Origin of the sequence: Methylocaldum sp. (assembly GCF_039794385.1) — a bacterium.
Classification (GTDB): domain Bacteria; phylum Pseudomonadota; class Gammaproteobacteria; order Methylococcales; family Methylococcaceae; genus Methylocaldum.
In genome coordinates, this window is record NZ_JBDIVO010000471.1 from 1 (window position 1) to 2906 (window position 2906).

Annotated in this window: 4 protein-coding genes; 3 read left to right on the forward strand and 1 reads right to left on the reverse strand. The window is 57.9% G+C overall.

Annotated features, from left to right (window positions below; translation table 11 throughout):
* Positions 1-53: 53 nt before the first annotated feature.
* Together ABJK70_RS22870 and ABJK70_RS22875 are read left to right on the forward strand one after the other, a co-directional pair.
* Entirely contained in the window at positions 54-254 is a 201-nt protein-coding gene (locus ABJK70_RS22870) for an SOS response-associated peptidase family protein (RefSeq protein ID WP_347259241.1), read from the forward strand.
* Positions 255-559: 305 nt separating this feature from the next.
* On the forward strand, positions 560-1180 hold the full coding sequence (locus ABJK70_RS22875; protein WP_347259242.1) for a hypothetical protein: 621 nt from the start codon (positions 560-562) through the stop codon (positions 1178-1180).
* Between the two features lie 11 nt (positions 1181-1191).
* On the opposite strand, the gene ABJK70_RS22880 is transcribed toward ABJK70_RS22875, so the two are convergent.
* The gene (locus tag ABJK70_RS22880) at positions 1192-2736 is read right to left on the reverse strand and encodes a conjugal transfer protein TraG N-terminal domain-containing protein (RefSeq protein WP_347259243.1); all 1545 of its coding nucleotides are present in this window, start codon (positions 2734-2736) and stop codon (positions 1192-1194) included.
* On the opposite strand from ABJK70_RS22880, the gene ABJK70_RS22885 reads away from it, so the two are divergent.
* On the forward strand, positions 2723-2906 hold a 184-nt coding region (locus ABJK70_RS22885; protein ID WP_347259244.1), incomplete at its 3' end, for a hypothetical protein. The two genes, ABJK70_RS22880 and ABJK70_RS22885, sit on opposite strands and share 14 nt — an antisense overlap.

Here is a 2906-nt window from a genome sequence, read left to right on the forward strand (position 1 = left end):
AGCCGAACCCGCATTTGCGTCGAGCGTCTTAACGAATCAACTGTTTGGATTGAATGATGTGCGGTCGATTTGCGCTGATCAGTTCGCCGGAAACCCTCGCCGAGTTTTTCCGTCTGGAGGAACTTCCGGATATCTTCCTCCACTACAACATCGCGCCGAGCCAATCCATTCCGATCATCCGGCAGACGCGAGTGGGCTTTGGCCCGTTGGGGCTTGATCCTCTCCTGGTCCAAGGAGTCCAAAAGCCGGCATAGAGTGTCAGACAGGAAACTGACACATTTTTGACAATAAGCACGCATCTCAGGAAAGCCGCAGGTTGTAATGATTCTTTCACAATCTTATCCACGGACTTTTCCACCCGAACTGTGGATAAACGGATGCAATTCCAACGCTCTTGCCTTCCTTGCTTTTTTATGTCAAATGGTTGCGCGAAGTCTGGACGAAGCGGGCGCCACGATGACCGAATCAGAAACGACGAGTTTACAATTCGCCGAACTGGCCCAGAGTCGGCGTCCCATGACCGAAGTGTAACGATCCCGCATAGAAGGAGGAGGCCGCGATGAATGAAATGGCCACAGTGGTTGGAATCATTGTTGTCGCAGGATTGTATTTCGCCGCTTGGCGATTGAGCTGCGGTCGGGCTGAATCCATTACCTGGCGCATTCCAATCTATGCTGGCTGGGTACTTGTCCTGATCGGCTCGGTTTTGGTTGTCAAGGACTGGTTGGATCTGCACACGCTTTACCAAGGGCTCGCCGAGTCGATTGGCTCGACTGGTGCTCGCGATTTCATAGCGCAATACCATATCGGTTTCCCGCGAGCCCATGGAGTGGGAACGATTGGAATTTACCTAATCCTGGCATCAGCGGTGCTGGCTGTTGTGGCGTTCGTGCGCGCAATTTGGATTTGCGGTCCGAAAAGAGCGATGGCAGGCGTCCAGCGTGCATTTCATTCGCCTATTACCAGGCGATTGGGCTGGCTCGGCTATGGCTTAATCTATTTGGCTCTTGCTGTAATGACAGTGTTGGCTCGACTGTTTACAGGACACGTCGAGAAAAAGGAAGAATCTGAACCGATTGCAACGGGTTTTTATAATTACAGGACCGGTAAATGGGATGATGGAAGTGATCCCGTAGGGTTGTATCACTGGCATCTTGATGGTGAGTCTAAAGGAGGGTAGCCGGCAGGTAGCTATTTCCTTCTGCCTATAAGAGAACCAGTACCCCGACTTATTGTCCTGGTGGCCATATTCGAGCCTTTTGAGGCACCACTTTCCGCTGCACTATGGATGGGTTTCGTGATTGCCTCCAGTCCACTTCCGATCCGATACCCCGCCCATCCCAGCAACATGAACCACACGAGGGGAATCACCACGAACATCAGTCCGGCGGCCAGGTTGGCCACCAGCGTTGCCGTGCCGAGTTCCACGTCGTACTGATATTTCCACCACTCCAGTCCCAGCGCCCGAATCATGTTGGTGTCGAGCCAGGTCGCCAGCGACCAGATCGCGGTGCAGAACTTCAGGGCGAACAGTACGATCGATAGAAACAGCATCGTGCCGAGCGAGAAACTGGAGAAGACCAGAACGAACGGCAGCAGCAGGTAGATGGCCATCAGGATGAACGACTGGCCGATGGGTGCGGCCTGGCGGAGTGCATAGAGTTTCGGTTGCCAGGTCAAATACTCGAAGGCGAGGCCAGCGCCGGATACGGTGCCCGTCAGTTCGTTGGTGAATTGGCTCCAGATCGACGGGGTCGAGCCGTCGCTTCGATTTGCCGGAGCGGCAAGCTGTCCCCGTTCCTGCTCGAACAGCTTGCGGATCAGGGCATCTTCCACGGAAGTATCCGTTTCCGTCGGGTTGGTGGCGCGAGCATCGGCAACGCTCTGGGGCAGCACGTCCGGATCGATCGTCGCCAACAGGCGCTTGCGGAGACCATTCACCCCGTCCTGCCACCACGTTTTGCATTCCGGTCGGCCGTTGATCGGGATGAAGCCTGCCTGGAATTCGGTATCCCGCGCCGCATCATACGGAAACCCCGGAATCTCCTCGCTCGCCCGGAGCGCCAGATTCAGGTTGCCGTTGCCGTAGTACCCGTTCGTGTCCTGAAAGTACCGCGAGCCGATCCAGTCGATATCGTCAGGCGGATAGCCCGCGGGCAGCGCGTCATGCCGGGCCAGGAATTTGGACCGGGCCGGCAGCCAGCAGTCGTTCGCGAATAGCTGAACCTGCCTTCGGAGTTCCGGATCCTGGATGCGGGTGTTGTCGAGCCGGTAATCCAGGGTGCGGATGTCCGCCGTACAGGGAACGCTGGCGATCACCGCCTCGTTGATCCCGCCGGCGATGGCCAGGACGCCGTACCACCAGACCGGCACCACCGCGGTCTGGCCGCCGATGGCGGCGAAGGCCTGGTCGTAGGTCGTCCGGGTATTGGCACCGGTGACGGACGGGCCGCCGCAGGGCGTGGTGTGTCCCAGATCGCCGATTTTCAGCGTGATCATCGGCGCGCCGGCCAGCGTGGCCACGGTGAACATGGCGATAAGGTCCATCTCCATCATGCGGATCGAGGTTTCGGCTGCACCGTTCGTACCCTGCGCGACATAGGGCTTGGCGAAGTTCTTCACCACCAGCCCGACGAAAGGGAGATAAACAAGCCCCGTATCGGTCAGCGTCTCCCAAATCCGGTCGTAAAGCAGCCAGCCCAAAACACTGGTGTAAATCTCGATGGCCGAGCCCACGTCCACTGCCTCAGTCCTCCAGAACGGCCCTCAGCTGTTCGCCGATGCGGCGCCACAGGCCTTCGGCGAGCAGCAGATCGAGACAGACCAGCCAGCCGGCGATCCGCCAGCGCAGCGATCACGCCCGCTGACGTTCAGTTTCCGTAAGGCCGCCATAGTCGGCCAACCGG